Source organism: Flagellimonas sp. B-3 (assembly GCF_056857835.1).
The window spans coordinates 152525-171716 of record NZ_JBSXNW010000018.1 but is presented as its reverse complement, the minus strand read 5'-3'; the positions used below and the strand labels follow the sequence as shown (position 1 = coordinate 171716).

Below are 19192 nucleotides of genomic sequence, written 5' to 3'. Positions count from 1 at the left end.
ACCAAGTGCGTCTTCCAATAAATCAATATCTTTAAGATTGATCGGGTGATTGATTTCGTATCCGTTCCCCCTCGATATTTTAGGTTCAAAAGGTTTCCCATATACATTGTAGAACATCTTTAAAACAAAAACATGTGGTACACGGATCTTAGGCCGGACGAAGAGCTCAGTACCAACCGCTACTTTCTGGTAATGCTCGACAAATACAACGACTACGCCAGGTTGTTGGACAACAAGGGCAAGGAACGCACCATAAAAGGATTGCTAAAACTAAAAGAAGGCCTCATCAACAACATTCCGCCGAAGGGAGTGGACAAAAACCTATTGTTGGCCTCTTGGAACATTAAAAACTTTGGAAGATTAAAGGACCGGACGGCCGAATCACTTTTTTACATAGCGGAGATCATCAATGCGTTCGACATTGTGGCACTGCAAGAAATCAACGGTGACTTAGACCATTTTGACAAGGTAATGAAACTCTTGGGAAGCGATTGGAAATATACCATTAGCGATGTGACCGAAGGTGACGCGGGCAACGAGGAGCGCTTTGGATTTATTTACGATTCGCGGCGGGTGACCCACTCGGGCTTGTCCGGCGAACTGGTAATCCCGGATGAGTTTATCTCGGCAAACCCCATTATAAAACAACTGAAACGCACCCCTACGTTCACTGGTTTTGAAAGTGGATGGAAAAAGTTCTCCATCGTGAGTTTGCATTTGCACCCCGGGGATGGTGCCAACGCCCCCGGCGAACCCACGGACAAAGAAATCCGAAAGGAAGAGGTACGGCTCCTGATGCAGCTTTTGGAGCTGAAACTGAACCGTTCTTCCTTAGAGGAACGAAACCTTATTGTGTTGGGCGACACGAATCTATATGAAGCGGACGAGGATATTGTCCAATTAATGAACGACAAAGGTTTTTTTGAAAGTGATGGCCTCAAGGGCAAATACACCAACACGAGCCTCAACCAGATTTATGACCGCATTTTTTTGCATGTTGACCAATATTTTAAAATTGGCAAGGATGAAGATGGGAAGGAGCGGGGAGGCGTCTTTAAATTGTTCGATTATGTGTACAAAAACACCCCGGACACAATTTCAACATACCACGAGTTGATGTTGAGCCATAAAGATGACCCGTCCACATTGACTTCCGATGAAGCATTCCGGACGTATTTCAACAGGTATTGGAAACGGAACCAGATAAGCGATCACCTGCCCGTATGGTTGGAAATTGAGACCGACAGCACACAGAGCTTCTTAACCAACAAATTGGCACTTTTGGAGTAAAGAATAGGTACAAATACCCGTTTTTAGTGAAACCAATGGGCAACTCCTTCGTTTAACCGTTTTATACCCTGTATATTTGCAACGTTTTGATTTTAAAACTATAAACAAAAATTATGAGTACAGTAAAAGAGAATGACACTGTAAAGGTGCACTACACAGGTAAATTGACCAATGGACAGGTTTTTGACAGTTCGTTGGAGCGCGAACCTATGGAGGTAGCCTTGGGTCAGGGTCAACTTATACCGGGATTTGAAAAAGGACTTATTGATATGGCCGTTAATGAAAAGAAAACCATTACCATTGATAAGGAAGATGCGTATGGAGAGGTCAACGAAGCACTTTTTCAAAAAATCTCAAAATCACAATTGCCCGAAGACCTTAAGCCAGAAGTTGGGATGGGATTGGTAGGTTCCAATGCACAAGGGCAAGAACAACAATTTCGCGTTGCAAAAGTAGAAGAGGAAGATATTATTATAGATGCCAACCACCCGTTGGCGGGCCAAGATTTGGTGTTCGACCTTGAAGTGGTCGAGATACTTTAGTGTAACAACTACATAGAGAACAAAGGTGCCCTGTCAAAACGATGGGGCTTTTTTTTTGGATCTACGTCCTGTTCACGGGAAAACACTTTGCTTGCTGTCCCAAATGGATGGCTATGACCGTTTTTTTAAGCTCCATAAGCACATGGCAAACATTTTGGCGCTCCAGTTCTGAAAACGCATCCGCGGGGAGGTAATGGAACATAAAAATGGCCTTGTCCAACCATTGGGTAAAGGAAAGTAAATCGCCTTCGTGGCAATCTTCGAAGTAGGAGAGTAGGGGATGTAGGTCTTTTGTTTTTAAGCTCATTTTGGGACAATTCTATTTGTTTATTGAGTATAAATATGGGTAGTAACTATATAAATATAGTTTTTATTTATAAAATCAAAAATAAATTCATTGTTTTATATTGTATTAATATTGTTTAAAACGATATTAATATTGTTAAAATAAATGCTCCTTGAAATTTGACATTGACTTAAACCTTGATTATTCCTAGCTTTAGACAATGTCTGAGCGAATAAACAGAATAAAGGAAGTGCTCGTTATCAAGGGAGTGAGCCAAAAGGAATTGGCGGTTAAACTAGACCGAAATCCAAATACAATTACTTCAATTTGCAACAATAAATCCCAGCCGCATTTAAAAGACCTAAAGAAGATTGCCGAAATTCTTGATGTCGATATTCGGGAGCTATTGGTGCCGACTAAAATTTGATTTAAATATTTTGGTCAGAAAATGGCAGTTTAGAAAGTTATACATTAACAAAGACAGCTTAGATGTCAAAAAAGGCAAATATTCGTTGAGGAAAATTGATAGGCGGATATTGAAATATGTGCCAAAGTTATTTGAAATCCTTGGATGAGCAGCTATATTGGGAGTGTTCAGATATATTTCCTTAGACAAAGAATTGATTTCAGCTTTGGTTATCTATGGAATCGGCTTAATACTATTTTCTCTTTACATTCAAGTTTATATTTTCTATGAGGTATTGGGGAAAAGTATTCCAGTAAAAAGGAATTTATTTTTTAATAGGTGCTGTTTCAGGTTTATCTATGTTTTGGCTTTTGGAATCAATAATGCCTCATTTTAGTTAGTATTAATGAAGTTGAAATTGGCCAGAAGAAAATGCGGGCCAGCGTTGGGGTGAACCTGCCTGTCGGCAGACAGGTTTGTGGCTTGCACGTCAGCGCCATTGCCCTGGGCTTTGAGTTGGGGCGTTCAAAAAGCCCTAATAGCGAAGCTATAAGACACAAAGGGCGCGTGGAAGCCTATTTTCTTCTTGATTTTTTGTTTCTTTTTTAGTTCTGCTGAGCACGACCAAAGTATCAAGAAAAAAGAAAGGAACACAAGTAATGTAATCTAGATTACCTAATTTACGGTGTAAATTTGGAACGCGTTATCTGTTTCAATAGGGGAATTAATAAAGTTATTTATAATATATAAAGAATAAAGATGAGTTCGAACTCACAGGATATAAGGTGGCATCAGCGATTGAGTAATTATAGCAAGGCATTATTACAGCTTAATGAAGCTGTTAAAATAGCTAATCAGAGAGCGTTAACCAATCTTGAGCAACAGGGTTTAATCCAGTCCTTTGAATTTACGCATGAGTTAGCATGGAATGTAATGAAGGACTATTTTTATTATCAAGGGAATACAGAAATAAGAGGTAGTAGGGATGCTACACGTGAGGCTTTTAAATTTAATTTAATTAGTCATGGCGATGTTTGGATGGATATGATTGTAAGCCGAAATAAAACGAGTCATACTTATGATGAGGATACGGCTTCTGAAATAACTGAAAATATCATCAATGATTATGCTACATTATTCAACGAATTTCATAGTCAAATGGTAGAATTGAGGGATGGAGAGCAAAATGAAATATTTAAAGAAGAATGAGATACGGTTTAAGTAGTAATACAATACAAAAAATCACCAAGATTTTTAAGAGCAACCCAAATATTCATGAAGCAGTAATTTTTGGGTCCAGGGCAATGGGAAATTATAGAGAGGGCTCGGACATTGATATTACCTTAAAAGGAAATTTAACTTTCGATAATTTATTAAGAATAGAAAGCCAACTTGATGGAGAAATGCTCCCATATAAAATGGATTTGTCAATTTTTGAAAATATCAAAAATCAGGAGTTAATATCTCATATTAATCGAGTTGGAAAAATCTTCTATCAAAAATCTAAAGTTTCAACCAATTAAAAATATTTAAGGTACTCAAAGGAAGGTTGAATCAGATAAAATATAACATGAAGACATTTGTACTATAATCTACATTATGTAAAATAGAATATATAAGGAAGCATAACAATACTCCCCTAAGTCCCTTATTTGGCCAAAACCATTAATGGCACCTTTGCTTTTCTAATTACCGATTTTATAGGGCTCGGTTTAAACATAAAATTTTTGCCGCTTTTGGACACGCACAAAAGTTGTGTATTGGTGCGTGACACATAATTTACGAGACCATCATAGGCATTGGCACCTTTTCTAAACTTGTACGAAACTGTTTTGTGCCAAGGATAATTCCGGTTTTGCGATGTTTCCTCGTTCGAAATATCAAAATGTCGCACAGGTTTTTTACTGTCCCGTTTTAGGTCTTGTATCACTTCCAGATTGGTTTCTGCAAGCTCTGCCCCAAAAAATCCTAAATTAATGTCCTCAAACGAATGGAATTTATCGTCCTCGCCCAAAATCAGCACATTGGTGTTGTTCGTCTGGTTAATTACAAAATCCGTAATACTTTCAGAAAATATTCCCAATCTTGGCCTGCGCTTGCCCAAAACTAAAATATCCGGGTTTTGGAGCGCCAAATAATCCCTCACCCTGTTTTTTACGTTGCCATACTCCAATTTATAGCCAATGGAAAGGTTTTCCTTTTCATTTATCTTGGAAATAAGTTCATTGATCTCCGCTCGTGTAGATCGATCGTCCTGGTTCAATGTTCGTATGGCGGAGAGTTGGCTATCCCCTTTAATAATGTTTGTGGTAGGTTTTACGTGGAAAACCTCAATGGAGCCCTCTACCCTTTTGGCCAATTCCACGGCACTGTTCAATACAAACGAAGAATTCTTGGACATGTCCAGCAAAACGGAGATGCGATATTTTTTTTGATTCCCTTCCATAGATGTAGTTTTGATGATTCACCCTAAGATAGCACCAAAACCCTTAATTTTCAATGGTTTAACGTTTGATTAAGATAAAAAATGTGATATTGCTAAAATGACCTTATAAAATTTGGTAAAACCTTGATCCATCAAAACAAGTGCTTTATTTTTTTTACCCATTTCAAAGGAATATTGTAAGGTGCATATCGCAGTGGCACATCTAACCACGTACCACGCTTTATTATGGATTTATGATGGGAAAAAAGGTCGAAAGTGTACTTGCCATGGTACCCCCCTATCCCCGATTGACCTACCCCGCCAAAGGGCAAATCCTTGTTGCTGATGTGTACTACCACATCGTTAATGGTACCTCCGCCAAAGGAGTATTGGCCCATCAAGCGTTTTTGAAACTTTTTATTGCTGGAGAATACATAAAACGCCAGAGGGTTCGGGTATTTGGAGATATACTCGTGCAATTCATTTTCTTCTTCATAGGAAATTATGGGAAGAATGGGGCCAAAAATCTCACCGTTCATAATTGGGCTGTCCAACTGGGGCTCATCCACCAAAGTGGGCGAAATGTATTGCTCATCATCTATAAAATTGCCTCCAAAAAGGACCTTTTGTCCTGCAAGCATAGCTTTAAGTTCTTGGTAGTGCTTGGTTGTGGCAATCCGGGCAAAATTCCCCGAGGTTTCCATTTCTTTCCCATAAAACTGGGTGATCTTTTGTTTAAGATGATCAACCAAGGAATCCTTAACGCTTTTGTGCACCAAAATATAGTCCGGGGCAATACAGGTTTGCCCTGCGTTTATAAATTTGCCCCAGGCTATGCGTTTTGCGGCCAGTTTTATGGAAGCCGTTTTGTCCACAATACAGGGATTTTTGCCGCTCAGCTCCAAGGTAACCGGTGTTAGGTGTTCCGCAGCACTTTGGTAGACAATTTTGCCCACTCGGGTGCTTCCCGTAAAAAAGATATACTCCCATTTTTCCTTTAAAAGCTCGGTAGACACCTCTACCCCGCCTTCCACAACCGTCACATATTCCGGCGGAAATACTTTTTGGATTATTTGCGCAATTATTTTGGAAGTATGCGGACTAAATTCCGATGGTTTCAAGATAGCGGTATTGCCAGCGGCCAAGGCTCCCACCAAGGGTGCAATGGCGAGCATAAACGGGTAGTTCCAAGGCGAAATAATAAGTACTTTCCCGTAGGGTTCGGGCTGGATCCAGTCCTTTGATGGAAAGTTGGACAATGAAGCTCCTACGCTTTGGGGTTCGCTCCATGAGCGTACATTCTTGATGGCGTGCTTGAGTTCGGCCAAAACCAATTGGGTTTCGGTGGCGAGGCTTTCGAATTTCGGTTTTTTAAAATCGGCATAAAGCGCATTGCAAATAGCATCTTCTTGATCAAGAATTTCTTGCCGTAATTTTTTGAGGTGGTATTTTCTATATGAGACTTCCTTTGTTTTCTGAGTGGCAAAAAACTCATTCTGGGCCGCTACCAAATGCTTCACGATAAATAGATTGTTTCCTTAAATATAAACAATCTAACTAGGAATTTCATTAAAATAAAAAGCACCGGTATAGGCCGGTGCTTTTAAAATATATTTTAAAGACCTTTAAAGCGTCATCTCTTCTATGGCTCCGTTCGGGTAGATGATCGTGACCATATTATCACATTCCCCATTACCAAAATCCACGGTAACGGCCAATCCATTTTTGGAAACAACCATAGTTCCGGTGGTCATGTACTGACAAGAAGCATTTCCTTGCAGGTCTTCCAAAGTTTCCACGGCATAAGTATTTCCATCCGCTTCAACGGTCCAACTGCCCGAAAGGGTAAAAATGGCACTTTCCAAGCTATCACCAAAGGTGATGCCGAATGTTTTTGTCCCATTTTCAGAAATTACAGAACCATCTTCCATTTCAACGGACATGTTGCTTACTACCGAAAAAGTAATAGAAGTTTGATCGCTGCTCGCTGACATTTCAAAAGTTCTAGTACCGTTTATTTTAATGTTGCCCACGTAGAAATCCTGATAAGTAGCTGTGAAGGTGGCGGTCTCCCCCCCTACCTCGTAAGTAACGATCACGGTTCCGTTTACGTTGTCCGTTCCGTTGAGCACGCAATTGTTAAAGGTTGCCACAAATCCAGTTTCAGTATATTCGGCCGTATAGCACTCCCCCTCCTTTGCTGTGGACGTTTTGGCGGTATTTCCAGCAAAAAGCCCTGCCAATGTAGTATCGGCCGCTCCAGCAATATCGTCGGTGGTTAAAATGGTCTTTAATTCCGCTTGGGTAATTGCTTCTCCCTCGCCAGGCTTGGCATCATCACTACAGGATTGAAAACCGATCAGTGCAAAGCTGGCAAAAGCAATCGATAAAAATCTTAGGGTAAGTTTCTTCATTTGATTGTGTATTTACCAAAAAAACGTTGCCATTTACCATTTAGTGTAGATAGCATCGTTAAATCGATGAAATACAGCGGGTATTAAAATATATTCTTGAAATTATGTTATTTTCAACAAGAAGTAAGCAAACTCTAGGCAAGCCTCGGAGGTCAAATCTCGATTATCCCGTAAATTAAGGTTCTATGAAAAAAATCAATTCACTTTCACTATTGCTTTTAGCCCTGTTCCCCATCTTATCTTGCAGTGATGATGATGGTAACGGCGATAATGGATTTTCCAGCGCAGCCCTTGTGGGCACTTGGGATTTGGTAGAAGTCAATTTAAGTGCTGCTGTGGACTTGGATGGTGATGGACAACTCTCCTCCAATCTCTTGGATGAGGAAACTTGTATTTCGGGAACCCTGATTCTTAAAGACGACACCACCTATCAATACGAACAATCCAACTTTAACATAACGGCCATTACCAATAATCAATACTATGTGGATTGTTTTGGTACCAATTCGTCAACCGGGGCCTGGGCCAGCGATGGCAACGAAATAGCTTTTCAAGGCAGCGTTACTTTGGATGTCCTACAATTGGATGGCAATAGAATTATAAAAAATGAAGATGAGGAACTACCGGGAGTAGAGAGCTATGTTTATGAGAAACGGTAGTGATTTTTTTGCAGCGCGAATAATTAAACACCCGATACTTGACTTGAAGCCATGGCCAAACAATCTATTTTGAGGGATAAAATAAAAGAGCATTTGTTGCTTCAAATTCAAAACGGAGCGTTAAAAGTGGGCAAAACCATTAACTTGGCCGCCCTTTCCAGAGATACCGGGGTCAGCGTTACCCCTATTCGCGAAGCCTTGAGTCAGTTAGAGCAGGCCCAGGTATTGCAAGCCATACCCAATCGCGGTTTTGTAGTGGCAAAACTTTCCAAAACCGAAGTTAAGAACCTTATCGAAATCGTAGCCCAGCTAGAAGTTATGGCTTTGGAGAATTCCGTGTTTAATTTTGACGAAATGGATCTTTTGAACACGCTCCAAACCAAAATGGAGAATACCGAGAGTACTGCCGAAGGACTTGCAATTCGATACAATTTCCACAATCAATTGGTACGGCATTGTACCAATAAAATTTTGTTACAAATTTTAAAAGACCTCAAGTTAAGGCTTCATTTTTATGAGCATGATTTTATCCAAGACTTTTTGTTCTTCAAAAAACTAAGTACGCAAACCCGCTCCGTGGTCGAGGCCATCCAAGAAGATAATGTTCCTACGGCTGCCTTGATTTTACGAATGCATTGGATGTCCATTTTGGAACATATTGGAGGACAAATCCACATTAATAACGGTTAACTTTTTTATTGTTGGAGTTACTTATCTTTTAGATTTCTCACGTTCCCGTTGGTCGGTTCGAAATGACATTTTTTCCTCGTTTAATATTGATAACTCCCTCATAATCCCGCAGTGGATGGATTCCTGCTTTCGCAGGAACGACAAACAATCGGTTTTTTTGACAATCTTCGTCATTTCGAGCGAGCAAAGCGACCGAGAAATCTCTTTTTAGGGTTAGATTTCTCACGCTCCCGCCGGTCGGTTCGAAATGACAAAGTACTGTTATTGGGCTACAGCATACTACCTGAGTTCCCCCAATTTCTACTCCACAATCCCTTCAATACACTCCCAAAGGACTTTTAAATTGAAGAGTGCATCTTTTTCCGCCTCGTTTATAGGTCCATGGGAATGGTAAAGGGCAACATCGTGTACCAGTTTTAGGGATTTTACCAAATCTGGGCCATCCAAATGATCGGCAAACTCCAAGAGTTCAACTTGTTCTGGGGTAAGCATTCGGGAAATTTTGGGTGCGCTTTGCGCTTTGTCTTCGGTAAAGTCCTTCTTGCAATGGGGACATTGGTTTTGACCTTTTGAGTGTAGCATAACAAAAGAATTTATGGTTAAAAATGAGGACAGGTCACTGCTACACTCATCAAAGCGGTGCCTTGAAGGTCTGGGGACTTTCACCCGTTTGCCTGTCCTATAATTGTTTAAATGAGGTTGGAGAGGACACCTTAATTTCGATAAGTGTAGCAAGGCAAATATACATTTTATCTACAAACGCATTGCAGTTTGGCAATAAGCGGTTGATAACTTCGTGGAAACATTGGGTTTAACCTATTGATTTTGAAGGAAATTTCGGTGAACTTCGTTAGCTCTGCTGAACTTGATTCAGTATCGGTCGATATAAATCATTAGAAACGATTTATATCTTTAACGTTACCTGCAAGCTAAAAAGCATAATAAACTCGATTTACATTCATAAATAAATAAAAACAATTTTTATTTTACATTTTAATAAATAATAAATCGTATTTTTGCGGAATAAATAAGCAAAAAGACAATGATTCTACAATTTTCAATTAAAAACTATAGAACTTTCAAAGAAAGGGCGGTTTTGAGTCTTATCGCATCCAATTACGATAAAGACACTAGAGAAAATGAAAATATTGCATTAAATGAAAAATTTGGATTAAGACTATTAAAGAATGCTGTCATTTATGGCGCTAATGCGAGTGGAAAAAGCAAACTACTTGATGCTTTTGCGTTTATGAGGCATTATGTTTTAAACAGCTCAAAAGAAGGTCAAAAAGGTGATGAAATTGACGTTCACCCCTTTAAACTCAGTAGTACCTCAGAAAAAGAGCCATCTGAATTTGAAATAATTTTTATCTACAAGGATATCCTTTATCGATATGGGTTTGAAGCAACTAGAAATAAAGTAATTTCAGAATGGCTCTACTACAAACCAAAAACGAAAGAGATTGAACTGTTTTATAGAGAGAATAATAAATATGATACACACTCCAGAAATTTTAGTAAGGGTAAAACTGTTATCAAAGAAGGCTTAGTAAGAGACAATGCTCTTTTACTTTCTGTAGCAGCACAATTTAATGATAAGACTTCTATTAATGTTTTAGACTGGTTCAAAAGACTTAAAACGCTTTCAGGTCTTAATGAGTCAGGTTATCAAGGCTACACAATGGGTAAAACTGAAGATCCAATTCATAAAGCAAAAATTCTTGATTTACTTAAAGCTGCCGACCTAGGTATCAAAGACATTAAACTGCAGAAATTAGATATTGATAAGTTACCAAAAGATTTACCCAAAGAAGTGAGGGATAAAATTCTTCGTGAAGTGAACGAAGAAAAAGCTGAGTTTGTCTCTGATGTTCTAACCATTCATAAAAAATATGATGCCAATGGTAAGTCAATTGATAGTGTAAACTTTTCCCTTGATGATGACGAGTCTTCTGGAACGAGAAAATTCTTTGCATTGACAGGCCCCATTCTTGACGTGATTGAAAATGGATATACTCTGGTTATTGATGAATTAGATTCTAAGCTTCATCCGAATTTAGTTTGTAGGATTGTTTCTCTTTTTAATTCAAAAGAACTTAATCCAAAAAACGCACAACTTATTTTTAATACACACGACACGAACCTATTAAGCACAGGTCTCTTTAGACGAGACCAAATTTGGTTTACAGACAAAAACAAGTTCGGAGAAGCAAAGCTTTATTCTTTAGCCGATTTTAAATCTGACGAAGTAAAGAAAAATGAACCTTATGAAGAAAACTATATTAGAGGTAAATACGGAGCTGTTCCTTTTCTAGGATTTTTTGAAAACTTAAACACAATCCTTTCTCAATATGAAAATGAAAAATAAAAGAGAGGAACAAATTGCTGCTAAAAAAAGACACAAAGAGCAATTAAAGAAAAAAAGAATGTCTGAGCCTACCTTCGAAAGGTCATTGCCTAGCTTAAATCAAAAGCCTACAATACTAATAGTTTGTGAGGGTAAAAATACAGAGCCATCATATTTCAATCAGTTTAAACTAACATCTGCAACTGTTAAGCCAGTTGGTGAAGGATATAATACAGTTTCGTTAGTCAATCGAGCACATCAACTATCACAAGAGAATCAATACGATCAAGTTTGGTGTGTTTTTGACAAAGATGATTTTGATGAAAACGATTTCAATAATGCAATTCAAATGGCTAAAGCAAATAATTTTGGAATAGCATACTCTAATCAGGCATTTGAATATTGGCTTATTCTTCATTTCAATGACCATCAAGGTGGTGGTATGCATAGGAATGATTATGATGACAGAATTAATAAACTAATAAAACCGTATAAAGTAACATATGACGGAAAAAATAGTAAACTGATTGATGAGGACTTTTTCGAACTTTTAGATGGGTTTGACGAAAAAACAAATGAAAAAAGAGTCGATTTAGCAATAAAAAGAGCTGAAAGAAACTTTAATCAGCACAACCACTCCAACCCTGCTATGGAAGAGTCAACTACAACTGTTTTTGAGTTAGTAAAAGAATTGTTAAAACACATTTAAAAAAAAGCCAGCAGGTAACAAAGCCTATACGCAATACCCTGCGGGATACTGCGCATAGCCAAAACCGATAACGAAACCTCCCCTCCCACCACCACCATATTTTACACATATCACAAAATCATAATAAAGGCTCAGCTCATTTTTTCCTATATTGTTTTGCAATTAGAAACTAAGAGCCTGTTTAGGGATTTGAGATTGGAATTGGTATAGATCATTTTTGATGCAGTTTGAGGCATAATTTTTAAGCATAGCCGTGGTTACGGTTCAAAATTATAACGAGAAAATGCGCAAAAAGGGGCATACGAAAACAATTGGCAAATTCCTAAACAGGCTCTAAAAACATCGTAAACAAAAAATGGAAAAAAAATCCAATTCCCAAAGTAGAAGAAAGTTTGTAAAAAACACCGCGCTGGCATCCAGCGTGTTTATTGTACCGCGCCATGTTTTGGGCGGCCCTGGCTTTTTAGCGCCCAGCGACCGCTTGAACATTGCCGCGATAGGCGCTGGCGGTAAAGGCGCGAGCGACATTGCCAATGCCTCCGTTAACGGTCGCGAAAATGTGGTGGCCCTCTGTGATGTCGATTTTTCAGGATCGGCAAAACGGTCGGTGGAGCGTTTTCCCAAAGCTAAACTGTTCAACGATTATCGCGAAATGCTCGATACCGTAAAAGATATAGATGCGGTCACCATAAGCACACCCGACCATGTGCACGGTCCTGCCGCGGCCTACGCCATGCAGCGGGGCAAACACGTTTATGTGCAAAAACCCATGACCCACAACATCCGCGAAGCAAGAATGCTTACCCAAATGGCAAGGGACAAACAAGTGGTAACCCAAATGGGGAACCAAGGTGGGTCCAACCCGCTATTGGGCTTGGTACAAAAGTGGGTAGATTCCGGAGCTTTGGGAAGAATCACCAAAGTGGAAATATGGACCAACCGCCCCGTATGGCCACAAGGCAACGAAATGCCCAAACCCGATCCTTCCGGCAAACCCGACGACCTATTTTGGGATCTATGGTTAGGCCCCGCCCCAATGCGCCCATACACACCAAACCTGCACCCTTTCAACTGGAGAGGCTGGTGGGATTATGGTACTGGAGCCCTGGGCGATGTAGGCTGCCACTTGATCGACATCCCCTACAGAACCCTAAAATTGGGGTACCCCACTGCAGCTGAATGTAGCGTAGGCACAGTATTCTCTCAAATGTGGAATCCCGATTATCACCCGGAAGGTTGTCCACCTTCTTCGTTCATTACCTTAAATTATGAGGCTACCAACAAAACTGCCGCTCCGTTGACCATGACATGGAGCGATGGAGGAATTAGACCATCCCATCCAGAGATTATTCCTGCCGACAGTGATATTGGAGGGCCAGGAAGTCAAAATGGGGTGCTTATCCATGGAGAACATGGCGTTATTTCCACAAACATTAACGATAGTTCGCCTTTAACCCCCAAATTATACATGAACAATGGTGTTACCGAGTTTGGCCCCGAGGTTGAGGAAATGCCCGAACCCGAGTATGGCCACCAACGCAAGTGGGTGGATGCCTGCAAGGCAGGTTTTGGCAGTCAGGAACATTTAGACCTTACCTCTTCTTTTGATTATGCCGGGCCTATGACCGAAACTGTGTTGATGGGTAATCTCGCTATCCGTAGTTATATGTTACGAAGAGAAAACTCCGAGGGGAACATGGAATTCTATGGTCGTAAAAAACTATTGTGGGACGGGGAGAATATGAACATCACCAATTTTGATGATGCCAACCAATTTGTTACCCGCACCTATCGTGAGGGTTGGGAAATGTAACAATCAAAAACCACAACGGTTAAGGATTTAAAATTTTAAGAAGTCTAAAAAGTTTGTTGTCTGTCAGTTCGAGCGCCCGCCTGCCGAAAGGGTAGGCAGTCGAGAACCTAAATGTTGATGATCATTGGATTTCGACTTTAGTTTATCCTGAGTAGTCGAAGGACACAACCTGACAAATTCAAAATTTGTTGCTTTTTAGACTTCTTTTGTTTTTGAAGAGTATTACCCTTTCGGTGTACTTCATCATTTTTAGTATTTAACAAGAGATTCGAGAACCAGGCATCAGACTCAAGTTCAAGTACAAGTTCAAGTACAAGTTCAAGCATCAAGTGCAAGGGCGGAAAAAATTTGTGGTATTCGTGAAATTAGTGTCAAAAAGAAAGAATCCTAATTATTGCCCACTGCCCACTGCCAACTCAAGTTCAAGTTCAAGTATCAAGAGCAAGGACGGAAAAATTTGTGGCATTCGTGGAATTAGTGTCAAAAAGAAAGAATCCGAATTATTGCCAACTGCCCACTGCCCACTGCAAACTCAAGTTCAAGTTCAAGTATCAAGAGCAAGGGCGCAAAAATTTGTGGCATTCGTGAAATTAGTGTCAAAAAGTAATAACCCTAGTCATTGCCCACTGCCCACTGCCAACTCAAGTTCATGTACAAGTACAAGTTCAAACATCAAGAGCAAGGACGGAAAAAATTTGTGGTATTCGTGAAATTAGTGTCAAAAAGAAAGAATCCGAATTATTGCCAACTGACCTCCGACACCCGACTTCCAATAATTTAATAACCAGTAACCCAATAACCCAATAACCGAATAACTCAACAACCAATAACCAATTAACCAAGGAAATACTTAAATTTAAGTGCTAATTCAAAACAATGAAAAACAAATTACTACCTCTACTCCTATTATTAGGGACAATCAGTGTAACGGCCCAAGACAAGATCATTGGGTTCAGTGAAAAAGCTTCGGACGAGCAACTACAGCTCGAAGCTGACTACGAAAAACAACTTTCCGCCAACAATTTGGACCAATGGATGAAACTATTGGCCGCCGAACCCCATTGGGTAGGCACCGAATACGGCGAAAAGAACGTAAAATGGATGGAAAAACAGTTTAAATCTTGGGGCTACAAAACCAAGATTGATACCTACCACGTGCTTTTCCCCTACCCCAAGGTGCGGGTGCTGGAGCTCACCGCCCCTACCCAATACACCGCCAAACTGGAAGCCGTGGCGGTCGAGGGCGACCCCTACACCGCCCAGGGCGATAAACTATTGCCCAGCTACAACGCCTTCTCCACCGATGGCGATGTGGAGGCCGAACTGGTTTTCGTAAACTACGGCGTACCCAGCGACTACGAAGAACTCGAAAAATTGGGCATCGATGTGAAGGGCAAGATCGTGATCGCGAAATACTACGGTTCTTGGCGAGGCATTAAACCCAAACTGGCTGCCGAAAAGGGTGCCATTGGTTGTATCATTTATTCCGACCCAAAGGATGATGGCTATTACCAAGGTGATGTGTACCCCGAAGGAGCCTATAAAAACAAAACGGGCGTGCAACGCGGTTCCGTAATGGATATGCCGCTCTATCCTGGTGATGTATTAACGCCCGGCTATGCCGCCACTAAGGATGCGAAGCGTTTAAAGCGCGAAGAAGCACCGACCATCACCAAGATTCCGGTATTGCCCATTTCGTACGAGGATGCGCAACCCTTGTTGGAAGCCCTGAAAGGCCCTGTGGCCCCAGCTTCTTGGAAAGGCGCTTTGCCCCTCACCTATCACATTGGGCCCGGACCGGCCAAAGTGCATTTAAAATTGGAGTTTGACTGGCAGTTGAAACCTGCCCATAACCTGATTGCTACTTTGGAGGGCGACGAGTTCCCCGATGAATGGGTAATCCGTGGCAACCACCACGATGCATGGGTACACGGTGCCAGCGACCCCATTAGCGGCATGGTCGCCTTAATGGAAGAGGCCCGTGTGATCGGAGAATTGGCCAAATCGGGCAAAAAACCCAAGCGTACCCTAGTGTATTGCGCTTGGGATGCCGAAGAACCCGGACTTATCGGTTCTACGGAATGGGTAGAGGACCATATTCCGGAACTAAAAGAAAAGGCCGTGGCCTACATCAACACCGATGGCAACAGCCGTGGGTATTTGGGTGTCGGAGGTTCCCACTCGCTACAGGCCATGGTGAGCCAAGTGGCCCATACGGTGACCGACCCACAAAAAGGGGTTTCCGTAGCGGAGCGTCGCAAGGCGGCGAATGTAATGCGTGGTGGCGACAATTCCTTTACACTGTCTGCCCTCGGTTCTGGTTCGGATTATACCCCATTTATACAGCATACGGGTATTGCCTCCTTGAACTTGGGCTATGGTGGCGAAGGTTCCGGTGGGGAATACCACACCATTTACGATACCTACACCCACTACACCCGTTTTAAAGATCCCGGGTTCGACTATGGTGTGGCCTTGGCTAACACCGCAGGACGTATTTCGCTCCGTTTGGCAAATGCCGAGGTATTGCCGTTTGAACTCACCCAATGGCACAGCACCATTGAAACCTATTTGGGCGAGGTGATGAAAACTTTGGAAGATATGCGTGCCGAAGTGGAAAAACACAACAAATTGGTGCAACAGGATGCCTACCAATTGACCATGGATCCCAAAAAACCCGTAGCACCCGCAAAATTGAAGGATGAAGTACCCTATTTGGACTTCTCTCCCATACAAAATGTGGTTGCCGACTTAAAGAAAAGTATAGCCACCTTTTCCAAGGCCGATGTACTTGCCCTGTCCGGTGCCAAAAAGGCGCAACTGAACCAAAAGTTGATGGGTATGGAGCAAGCATTGTTGCAGGATAAGGGGCTGCCCCGTAGGGATTGGTTCAAGCACCAGATCTATGCCCCCGGATTTTACACGGGCTATGGGGTAAAAACACTTCCAGGCGTGCGCGAGGCCATTGAACAGCAGGAATGGAAAGAAGCACAGGAACAAATCGGGGTGTTGGCCACCACCCTTAAACATTTTGATGCGCAAATACAGCAACTGAACAGCCTAGTGCAGTAACTGGATTTCTCTGACAAAACCAAACCGTCTCTTGCGAATTATCGTGGGGGGCGGTTTTTTTATGCCACAGAATGGCATTCTTGTTTTTCTCACGAGCATGGACTACCTTTCCCAGACCCAAATTGCAACACATTCATTATGAACGTACGGCTTACCCAAGAACAAAAGATCAAAGTGCTCAACTCCGCGGACATATATGCGATCATGCAGCAGGTATTGCTGCGCGAGAACAAGATACGCCGCAACCAAGAGCATTTTTGGGTGGTGGGCCTCAACCACAACAACAAGATTTTGTTCGTGGAGCTTATTGGCCTTGGCGCCAGCAATAGGGTAAATGCCGACCCGCCCGATGTGTTCCGTATGGCGATCTACAAACTGGCGGGCAAGCTGATCTTGGTGCACAACCACCCCAGCGGCTCGCACGAAGTTACCGATGCCGATATTACCTTTACCGACCACATGCTAAAAGCGGGCAAACTGATCAAAGTAGAGGTGCTGGACCATTTGGTGATCACGGAAACTAATTACACCAGTTTTGCCGACCAAGGCGTGATGGACGAAATGAAAAAAAACGGCCTGTTTGAGATCATGGGCCCCGAAAGGCAGGAACTGGAACAATTTAAAATTGATACCGAGAAAAAGCGGGCCGAAAAAGAAAAGGCGATCAGTATTGCCAAGTCCTTAAAAGCTAGCGGCATGTCCGATGCTGACATTAAAAAGCACACAGGCTTGAGTTTGAAGGTTATTGGGGGGATTTAGGATTTTTCTCTTACTTAAAAAATTTAGAAGCATTTGTTTCAAAAACGCGTTCAGCTACAATATCAGCTTCATTAGGATGTAAAATGTCAATTAGTTTATTTTTATAAACTTTATCCCAAATCTTGTAAGTTTCATTCTTCATATCTTTTGGCTCATTAGCAATAAGATAGAACCGATTCTCCTTGAGACTTTTACTATATCTATAACTAAGGGAGGTTATTAAGGCAATGTAATGAGAAACGTTTTTGTCAACAGTTTGATGAGAGTGTTCAAATGACAAAGATTTAGCCCCCACTAAAGATCCATTCATTCCAATACAATCTAATTCGTAAGGAAAAATTATATCAGAAATTAAACTACTATCAATTTTAATATTAGTATGAATTCTTTCCTCTACTTTAGAAATCAATCTTTTTTGAACATGAGACTTAATCATTTGAAGATCTTCCTCCCCTTTATTAACTTTTATATGCTCAATAGGGTCAACATAGAGCTTGAACAGCTTATCCAAGTCAATTGAATGAGAATCCAGAATTAGTTTTGGAGAACTGAATTGAATTAAACCTGTAGTATATGAATTAAGGTAATTAAAATAATCTGATTTTGACTGACTATTATACTCTGTAAAATCAAATAACCCTATTGCACCATCTAAATTGATACTGTTATTAATTTCTTCAATTCTTTTCTCTAGTTGCTTTACAGCAAAATCAATATCATCAGAAGCAGATTGAAAAAGCCTTTTTGCTATACTTTTTTTAAAATCGGAAAATTTAAACAAAAGCCTGCTGCCATCATTAACAATGATTCCAGTAGAAATACTGTCATTCACCGTCATATCGGTTACTATTTTTACAATGCTGTAAAATTTCTTCATTGGTTTGAAAGCCTATAAATATGTTCAGCAAATATTTGTTCGTTCCGTTTCTTATTGAATAAATATTGACTTAGAAAGTTAGTCAAGTCATCGTTCAAACCCAAATCATTTGGGATATTATTAATGATTTCTTCAAAGTTTTTTTGTGATTCATCGAGGCAAAAATAGAAATATTCTCTTTCTGATTTAACGAAAGATTCATCAATGTTCGTATAGCGCTTTACAATTTTGGCTAAATCCGATAGTATTATATGGTCATTAACTGATGGAGAAAAGTGTTTTGGATTCAAGTCCTGATAAGGAAGAGTTTCAAAAATGAATGCGTGATCAATTGCAGTGATGGTATACTTCCCACCATCATCAATTGAAAGAATTAAATTTTGATTTGTAGGCTTTCTATCATCGTTTGACACCCATAAATCGAAGAGACCAATTCTTAAAATATCAATCGGATTGTGAAGTTTGTTAAAAACAGACTTGTTTTTGGCAACAGTAAATTCATTTAAATCTAATTTTTTCGGAATTACTCTAGACCCAAAAGAAGAATAGTTATAAAATCTGGCTTGATGATTATTTGAATAACCTACTAAAAGCGACGGATCAATTCTTAGTATTGTGCATTCAGGAGTAGGTATATTCCAACATTGAAGAAGCCCATTTGCTAAAAATTCATTGATAAGATCAAATGCAGGTATTCTACCTCTAGAGTTTTTAACAACATATTTTTCATAATCTTCACCTATAGTTAGAAGCGGACTGTGACCATCAGTGTAGATTTCCCTATCAACAGATATTGCATTTATTACACTAATGGGTTCAAGCATAGACTTTTAAAAAATATTTTCAAAGTTAAATGCTTTTACTTCAGAATAAACAAGAAAGGATTTACACTTATCAACAGTA

The 19192-nt window shown here is 40.4% G+C and carries 19 protein-coding genes; 12 read left to right on the top strand and 7 right to left on the bottom strand.

The window, feature by feature from the left end; all coding sequences use genetic code 11:
- The first annotated feature begins 132 nt into the window (after positions 1-132).
- Both AC13CS_RS06975 and AC13CS_RS06970 read left to right on the top strand, forming a co-directional pair.
- On the top strand, positions 133-1290 hold the full coding sequence (locus AC13CS_RS06975) for an endonuclease/exonuclease/phosphatase family protein (protein ID WP_293163353.1): 1158 nt from the start codon (positions 133-135) through the stop codon (positions 1288-1290).
- A 113-nt stretch (positions 1291-1403) separates the two neighbouring features.
- Entirely contained in the window at positions 1404-1832 is a 429-nt protein-coding gene (locus tag AC13CS_RS06970) for an FKBP-type peptidyl-prolyl cis-trans isomerase (RefSeq protein ID WP_163624566.1), read from the top strand.
- A 61-nt stretch (positions 1833-1893) separates the two neighbouring features.
- Here AC13CS_RS06970 and AC13CS_RS06965 read toward each other — a convergent pair whose 3' ends face one another.
- Positions 1894-2139, bottom strand: a complete 246-nt coding sequence (locus AC13CS_RS06965) for a hypothetical protein (RefSeq protein ID WP_293163351.1) — start codon at positions 2137-2139, stop codon at positions 1894-1896.
- Positions 2140-2338: 199 nt separating this feature from the next.
- Between AC13CS_RS06965 and AC13CS_RS06960 the strand changes: the two genes are divergently transcribed.
- The 3 genes from AC13CS_RS06960 to AC13CS_RS06950 all read left to right on the top strand — a co-directional run bounded on the left by AC13CS_RS06960 (position 2339) and on the right by AC13CS_RS06950 (position 4047).
- Entirely contained in the window at positions 2339-2545 is a 207-nt protein-coding gene (locus tag AC13CS_RS06960) for a helix-turn-helix transcriptional regulator (RefSeq protein ID WP_313790328.1), read from the top strand.
- A gap of 738 nt (positions 2546-3283) precedes the next feature.
- A complete protein-coding gene (locus AC13CS_RS06955) occupies positions 3284-3733 on the top strand; it encodes a nucleotidyltransferase substrate binding protein (protein WP_163624572.1) in 450 nt (149 codons plus the stop codon).
- Positions 3730-4047, top strand: coding sequence for a nucleotidyltransferase domain-containing protein (locus tag AC13CS_RS06950; RefSeq protein WP_163624574.1), 318 nt, complete (start codon positions 3730-3732; stop codon positions 4045-4047). Before AC13CS_RS06955 ends, AC13CS_RS06950 begins: the two co-directional genes overlap by 4 nt.
- A gap of 125 nt (positions 4048-4172) precedes the next feature.
- On the opposite strand, the gene AC13CS_RS06945 is transcribed toward AC13CS_RS06950, so the two are convergent.
- From AC13CS_RS06945 to AC13CS_RS06935, 3 genes are all read right to left on the bottom strand, one after another.
- On the bottom strand, positions 4173-4970 hold the full coding sequence (locus tag AC13CS_RS06945) for a universal stress protein (protein ID WP_293163346.1): 798 nt from the start codon (positions 4968-4970) through the stop codon (positions 4173-4175).
- 131 nt (positions 4971-5101) lie between these two features.
- On the bottom strand, positions 5102-6472 hold the full coding sequence (locus AC13CS_RS06940; RefSeq protein WP_293165232.1) for an aldehyde dehydrogenase: 1371 nt from the start codon (positions 6470-6472) through the stop codon (positions 5102-5104).
- A gap of 102 nt (positions 6473-6574) precedes the next feature.
- A complete protein-coding gene (locus AC13CS_RS06935) occupies positions 6575-7363 on the bottom strand; it encodes a hypothetical protein (protein WP_293163343.1) in 789 nt (262 codons plus the stop codon).
- 185 nt (positions 7364-7548) lie between these two features.
- Here AC13CS_RS06935 and AC13CS_RS06930 point away from each other — a divergent pair, with 185 nt between their 5' ends.
- Both AC13CS_RS06930 and AC13CS_RS06925 read left to right on the top strand, forming a co-directional pair.
- Positions 7549-8022, top strand: a complete 474-nt coding sequence (locus AC13CS_RS06930) for a DUF5004 domain-containing protein (protein WP_293163340.1) — start codon at positions 7549-7551, stop codon at positions 8020-8022.
- A 51-nt stretch (positions 8023-8073) separates the two neighbouring features.
- The gene (locus AC13CS_RS06925) at positions 8074-8712 is read left to right on the top strand and encodes a GntR family transcriptional regulator (protein WP_482888696.1); all 639 of its coding nucleotides are present in this window, start codon (positions 8074-8076) and stop codon (positions 8710-8712) included.
- Between the two features lie 300 nt (positions 8713-9012).
- Here the strand turns inward: AC13CS_RS06925 and AC13CS_RS06920 are convergent, their stop codons facing one another.
- Positions 9013-9294: a hypothetical protein gene (locus tag AC13CS_RS06920; RefSeq protein WP_293163335.1), complete on the bottom strand. Its 282-nt coding sequence runs from the start codon at positions 9292-9294 to the stop codon at positions 9013-9015.
- Between the two features lie 460 nt (positions 9295-9754).
- Between AC13CS_RS06920 and AC13CS_RS06915 the strand changes: the two genes are divergently transcribed.
- The 5 genes from AC13CS_RS06915 to AC13CS_RS06895 all read left to right on the top strand — a co-directional run bounded on the left by AC13CS_RS06915 (position 9755) and on the right by AC13CS_RS06895 (position 17412).
- Positions 9755-11080 carry an ATP-binding protein gene (locus tag AC13CS_RS06915; protein WP_293163333.1) on the top strand — a complete coding sequence of 442 codons (1326 nt, stop codon included), beginning with the start codon at positions 9755-9757 and terminating at the stop codon, positions 11078-11080.
- Entirely contained in the window at positions 11070-11768 is a 699-nt protein-coding gene (locus AC13CS_RS06910) for an RloB family protein (RefSeq protein ID WP_293163330.1), read from the top strand. The genes AC13CS_RS06915 and AC13CS_RS06910 overlap by 11 nt, the downstream gene beginning before the upstream one ends.
- A gap of 355 nt (positions 11769-12123) precedes the next feature.
- Positions 12124-13581, top strand: a complete 1458-nt coding sequence (locus AC13CS_RS06905) for a Gfo/Idh/MocA family protein (RefSeq protein ID WP_293163327.1) — start codon at positions 12124-12126, stop codon at positions 13579-13581.
- Between the two features lie 876 nt (positions 13582-14457).
- Positions 14458-16653: a transferrin receptor-like dimerization domain-containing protein gene (locus AC13CS_RS06900; RefSeq protein ID WP_293163324.1), complete on the top strand. Its 2196-nt coding sequence runs from the start codon at positions 14458-14460 to the stop codon at positions 16651-16653.
- Positions 16654-16791: 138 nt separating this feature from the next.
- Positions 16792-17412 carry a JAB domain-containing protein gene (locus AC13CS_RS06895; protein ID WP_293163321.1) on the top strand — a complete coding sequence of 207 codons (621 nt, stop codon included), beginning with the start codon at positions 16792-16794 and terminating at the stop codon, positions 17410-17412.
- 10 nt (positions 17413-17422) lie between these two features.
- On the opposite strand, the gene AC13CS_RS06890 is transcribed toward AC13CS_RS06895, so the two are convergent.
- Positions 17423-18289, bottom strand: coding sequence for a hypothetical protein (locus AC13CS_RS06890; RefSeq protein WP_293163318.1), 867 nt, complete (start codon positions 18287-18289; stop codon positions 17423-17425).
- Positions 18286-19113 carry a HipA family kinase gene (locus AC13CS_RS06885; protein WP_293163315.1) on the bottom strand — a complete coding sequence of 276 codons (828 nt, stop codon included), beginning with the start codon at positions 19111-19113 and terminating at the stop codon, positions 18286-18288. The genes AC13CS_RS06890 and AC13CS_RS06885 overlap by 4 nt, the downstream gene beginning before the upstream one ends.
- Positions 19114-19192 lie beyond the last annotated feature (79 nt).

What these genes read in the sequence shown, in the direction of transcription:
- AC13CS_RS06960 (WP_313790328.1), top strand. Translation starts at nt 2,339, where the DNA reads ATGTCTGAGCGAATAAACAGAATAAAGGAAGTGCTCGTTATCAAGGGA.
- AC13CS_RS06950 (WP_163624574.1), top strand. Translation starts at nt 3,730, where the DNA reads ATGAGATACGGTTTAAGTAGTAATACAATACAAAAAATCACCAAGATT.
- AC13CS_RS06910 (WP_293163330.1), top strand. Translation starts at nt 11,070, where the DNA reads ATGAAAAATAAAAGAGAGGAACAAATTGCTGCTAAAAAAAGACACAAA.
- AC13CS_RS06885 (WP_293163315.1), bottom strand. Translation starts at nt 19,113, where the DNA reads ATGCTTGAACCCATTAGTGTAATAAATGCAATATCTGTTGATAGGGAA.
- AC13CS_RS06975 (WP_293163353.1), top strand. Translation starts at nt 133, where the DNA reads ATGTGGTACACGGATCTTAGGCCGGACGAAGAGCTCAGTACCAACCGC.
- AC13CS_RS06915 (WP_293163333.1), top strand. Translation starts at nt 9,755, where the DNA reads ATGATTCTACAATTTTCAATTAAAAACTATAGAACTTTCAAAGAAAGG.
- AC13CS_RS06970 (WP_163624566.1), top strand. Translation starts at nt 1,404, where the DNA reads ATGAGTACAGTAAAAGAGAATGACACTGTAAAGGTGCACTACACAGGT.
- AC13CS_RS06905 (WP_293163327.1), top strand. Translation starts at nt 12,124, where the DNA reads ATGGAAAAAAAATCCAATTCCCAAAGTAGAAGAAAGTTTGTAAAAAAC.
- AC13CS_RS06900 (WP_293163324.1), top strand. Translation starts at nt 14,458, where the DNA reads ATGAAAAACAAATTACTACCTCTACTCCTATTATTAGGGACAATCAGT.
- AC13CS_RS06925 (WP_482888696.1), top strand. Translation starts at nt 8,074, where the DNA reads ATGGCCAAACAATCTATTTTGAGGGATAAAATAAAAGAGCATTTGTTG.
- AC13CS_RS06935 (WP_293163343.1), bottom strand. Translation starts at nt 7,363, where the DNA reads ATGAAGAAACTTACCCTAAGATTTTTATCGATTGCTTTTGCCAGCTTT.
- AC13CS_RS06965 (WP_293163351.1), bottom strand. Translation starts at nt 2,139, where the DNA reads ATGAGCTTAAAAACAAAAGACCTACATCCCCTACTCTCCTACTTCGAA.
- AC13CS_RS06945 (WP_293163346.1), bottom strand. Translation starts at nt 4,970, where the DNA reads ATGGAAGGGAATCAAAAAAAATATCGCATCTCCGTTTTGCTGGACATG.
- AC13CS_RS06890 (WP_293163318.1), bottom strand. Translation starts at nt 18,289, where the DNA reads ATGAAGAAATTTTACAGCATTGTAAAAATAGTAACCGATATGACGGTG.
- AC13CS_RS06920 (WP_293163335.1), bottom strand. Translation starts at nt 9,294, where the DNA reads ATGCTACACTCAAAAGGTCAAAACCAATGTCCCCATTGCAAGAAGGAC.
- AC13CS_RS06895 (WP_293163321.1), top strand. Translation starts at nt 16,792, where the DNA reads ATGAACGTACGGCTTACCCAAGAACAAAAGATCAAAGTGCTCAACTCC.
- AC13CS_RS06955 (WP_163624572.1), top strand. Translation starts at nt 3,284, where the DNA reads ATGAGTTCGAACTCACAGGATATAAGGTGGCATCAGCGATTGAGTAAT.
- AC13CS_RS06930 (WP_293163340.1), top strand. Translation starts at nt 7,549, where the DNA reads ATGAAAAAAATCAATTCACTTTCACTATTGCTTTTAGCCCTGTTCCCC.